General features: G+C 72.4%; 5 protein-coding genes. 2 read left to right on the plus strand and 3 right to left on the minus strand.

Annotation, left to right across the window (positions count from 1 at the left end; genetic code table 11):
- Window positions 1-258 (plus strand): efflux RND transporter permease subunit (locus E1J50_RS26105; protein ID WP_132257161.1); only part of this gene is annotated, 258 nt, incomplete at its 5' end.
- A gap of 44 nt (window positions 259-302) precedes the next feature.
- Here E1J50_RS26105 and E1J50_RS26110 read toward each other — a convergent pair.
- Genes E1J50_RS26110 through E1J50_RS26125 form a run of 3 tightly spaced genes read right to left on the minus strand, consistent with a single transcriptional unit; the run spans window position 303 to window position 2,496 of the window.
- Window positions 303-1,322 carry a zinc-dependent alcohol dehydrogenase family protein gene (locus E1J50_RS26110; RefSeq protein ID WP_132257163.1) on the minus strand — a complete coding sequence of 340 codons (1,020 nt, stop codon included), beginning with the start codon at window positions 1,320-1,322 and terminating at the stop codon, window positions 303-305.
- Window positions 1,323-1,353: 31 nt separating this feature from the next.
- Entirely contained in the window at window positions 1,354-1,563 is a 210-nt protein-coding gene (locus tag E1J50_RS27880) for a hypothetical protein (RefSeq protein WP_207919309.1), read from the minus strand.
- 60 nt (window positions 1,564-1,623) lie between these two features.
- Window positions 1,624-2,496: an SDR family oxidoreductase gene (locus E1J50_RS26125; RefSeq protein WP_132257165.1), complete on the minus strand. Its 873-nt coding sequence runs from the start codon at window positions 2,494-2,496 to the stop codon at window positions 1,624-1,626.
- Between the two features lie 210 nt (window positions 2,497-2,706).
- On the opposite strand from E1J50_RS26125, the gene E1J50_RS26130 reads away from it, so the two are divergent.
- On the plus strand, window positions 2,707-3,049 hold a 343-nt coding region (locus E1J50_RS26130; protein WP_132257167.1), incomplete at its 3' end, for a YciE/YciF ferroxidase family protein.

Here is a 3,049-nt window from a genome sequence, read left to right on the forward strand (position 1 = left end):
ACGACGATCGCCATGGCCGCCGGCATGGTGCCCTCCGCGATGGCGCTCGGCGTCGGCGGCGAGTTCCGGGCGCCGATGGCGGTCGCGGTGATCGCGGGGCTCATCGTCTCGACGCTGCTCTCCCTCGTCTTCGTGCCGGCAGTGTTCCTGCTGATGGACAGCCTCTCGCGCCTCCTCGGCCGGCTCCTCGGCCGGTTCGTCGGCGCCCGCGACGAGCCCGGCGCGACGCACCCGCCCGCGGCACCGGCCGCCGGCTAGGCCGTCTCCCGTGATCCCTGGATCACGGGAGCGCTCAGGTGAGGTCAGATCTCGATGCAGATCTTGCCGAAATGCCGGTTGCTCTCCTGGTGGCGGAAGGCGTCGACGAGCCTGTCCAGGGGATAGCGGCTGTCCACGACCGGGCGCAGCCCGTTCGCGTCGATGGCCCGGATCATGTCGGTCTGCTGGCGGCGGCTGCCGACCAGCACGCCCTGGAGGCGGATCTGCCGAACGAGGGCCGGCACGAGCGGCAGGGGGCCCGCGACGCCCGTGAGGATGCCGATCACCGAGACGTGGCCGCCGACCCGCACCGCCTCCATCGCCTGTTCCAGGGTGCCCGGGCCGCCGACATCGAGCACGTGGTCGACGCCGCGCCCGCCCGTCAGCCGCTTGGCGCTGGCGCCCCATGCCGCATCCGCGCGGTAGTTGAGGACGTGGTCGGCGCCGAGCGCGCGCAGGCGCTCGAGCTTCTCGTCGCTCGACGAGGTCGCGATCACCGTGGCGCCGGCGGCCTTGGCGAATTGCAGGGCGAACAGCGACACGCCGCCCGTGCCCTGCACCAGCACCACGTCGCCGGACTTGAGGCCGGCATCGTCGTGCAGGGCGCGCCACGCGGTGAGCGCCGCCGTGGTCAGGGTCGCGGCCTCCGCATGGTCCCAGCCCTTCGGGGCGCGGGTGAAGGCGGTGGCTGGGGCGGTGACGCGCTCGCGGGCATAGCCGTCCACCCCGTCGCCGGGCACCGTGGCGAAGCCCTCGACCTGCGGGATGCCGTCGAGCCAGGTCGGGAAGAAGGTGCTGACGACGTGGTCGCCCACGGCGAACTCGGTCACGCCGGGGCCGACCGCCGCCACCTCGCCCGCGCCGTCCGACATCGGCACGCGCGGCTCGCTCGGCCCCCACATGCCGCTGACCACGGCGTAGTCGTGGTAGTTGAGCGAGCTTGCCCGCAGCCGCACCGTGATCTCGCCGGGCCCCGGCTCGGGCACGGGCCGCTCGCCGAATCCGACCTTCTCGAAGCCCCCGCCGGGCGCGACCAAGACCGCCCGGGATGTCGCCACGCTCATGCCTTGTCTCCCTCGCTCGCCCGACGCCCGCTCAGCGGCCCGCGGCCGGCCGGCTCGGGTCGTCGGCGGGGTTGATGTAGGTCAGGCCGAAGGGTCCCGTACCCGAGACCTGCAGGACGGCCGGCTCCGCATCCGTCCAGAGGGCGTCGGGCTCGGCGGCCCGCGCGGCGGCCCAGTGATCTTCGACATATTCGAGGATCACGGTCGATTCGAACGTCGCCGTCGCGCCGTCGATCGGCACCGGCACCTCGGCGCGCGGGTTCGCGGCGCCCCGCGCGGGGCCGGCGTCAGAGGGCCGGCGTCAGAGAACCGGCATGGCGCCGGCGACCGTGACGAGGGCGCCGGAGGTGTAGCTGCTCTCCTCGGCGGCGAGCATCACGTAGGCGGAGGCGAGTTCCGCGGGCTGGCCGGGGCGGCCGAACGGCACCTGGCTGCCGAAGGATTTCACCGAATCCTCGCTCATCCCGGCCGGGATGAACGGCGTCCAGATCGGGCCCGGCAGCACGCCGTTCACGCGGATGCCCTTCTCGGCGAGGAGCTGGGCGAGGCTGAGCACGAGATTGCTCAGGGCGCCCTTCGTGGCGCTGTAGGCGAGCAGCGTCGGCATCGGGTGCTTCGAGTTCACGGACGAGGTGAAGATCACCGAGCCGCCCGGCTTCAGATGCGCGAGCGCGGCCTTGGTCACGTAGAAGGGCGCGAAGACGTTCGTGCGGAAATGCTGCTCGAAGATCGCGTCCTCGATCGCCTCCAGGCCCTGGTTCGGCTGCTGGAAGGCGCTGTTGTTGACGACCACGTCGAGCCGGCCGAACGTCTCGGCGGTGCGGGCGACGACCTCCCGGGCATGGGCCGGGTCCTTCAGGTCGCCCGGCAGGAGCAGGGCGCGGCGGCCCGCCTTCTCGATCCAGGCGCCGACCGCCTCCGCGTCCTTCTGCTCCTCGGGCAGGTAGGCGATGGCGACGTCCGCGCCCTCGCGGGCATAGGCGATCGCGACCGCGCGGCCGATGCCGCTGTCGCCGCCGGTGATGAGGGCGGCCTTGCCGGCGAGCTTGCCGGAGCCGCGGTAGCTCTCCTCGCCGTGGTCGGGCTCGGGCGCCATCCGGCCGGTCTGGCCGGGGAAGCTCTGCGGCTGGCTCTCGAAGGGCGGGCGGGGATATTTCTTCAGGGGATCGGTCATCGGGGGTCCCGTTCGGTCTCTCGGCTTGAGCCGCGTCAACCGAGGGATGCGTACGGTGTTCCGGCCCCGCGGCGCCTTGCTGCGGCCCCCGCGGCGGCGCGGGCGGGCGGCCCCTGACGGGGCGCGCCGGGGGCCTCGAAGCGCCCGGAACGAACGGGGCGGAGTCCGGTTTGCAGAGCGGTACAAGTTCTGGTTGAGGAAACGCCCACGATGGCCGGCACGGATCTGAACGCTCTCTTCCTGCACCAGCTCAAGGACACGTACTTCGCCGAGAACGCGATCCTCAAGGCGCTCCCGACGATGATGGAGGCGGCCCGGGCCGACGACCTCAAGGTCGCCTTCGGCGTCCACCTGAAGGAGACCGAGCAGCAGGTGAAGCGCCTCGACGCGGTGTTCAGGAGCCTCGGCGAGAAGCCCGAGGGCGTCACCTGCAAGGCCATCCAGGGCATCATCGCCGAGGGCCAGGAGATCATCGAGGAATTCGGCGGCAGCGACGCGGGCGATGCCGGGCTCATCGCCGCCGCGCAGGCGGTGGAGCATTACGAGATCACCC

Origin of the sequence: Methylobacterium segetis, from assembly GCF_004348265.1 — a bacterium.
In the GTDB taxonomy this organism is placed as follows: Bacteria; Pseudomonadota; Alphaproteobacteria; order Rhizobiales; family Beijerinckiaceae; genus Methylobacterium; species Methylobacterium segetis.

What these genes read in the sequence shown, in the direction of transcription:
- E1J50_RS26110 (WP_132257163.1), bottom strand. Translation starts at nt 1,322, where the DNA reads ATGAGCGTGGCGACATCCCGGGCGGTCTTGGTCGCGCCCGGCGGGGGC.
- E1J50_RS26125 (WP_132257165.1), bottom strand. Translation starts at nt 2,496, where the DNA reads ATGACCGATCCCCTGAAGAAATATCCCCGCCCGCCCTTCGAGAGCCAG.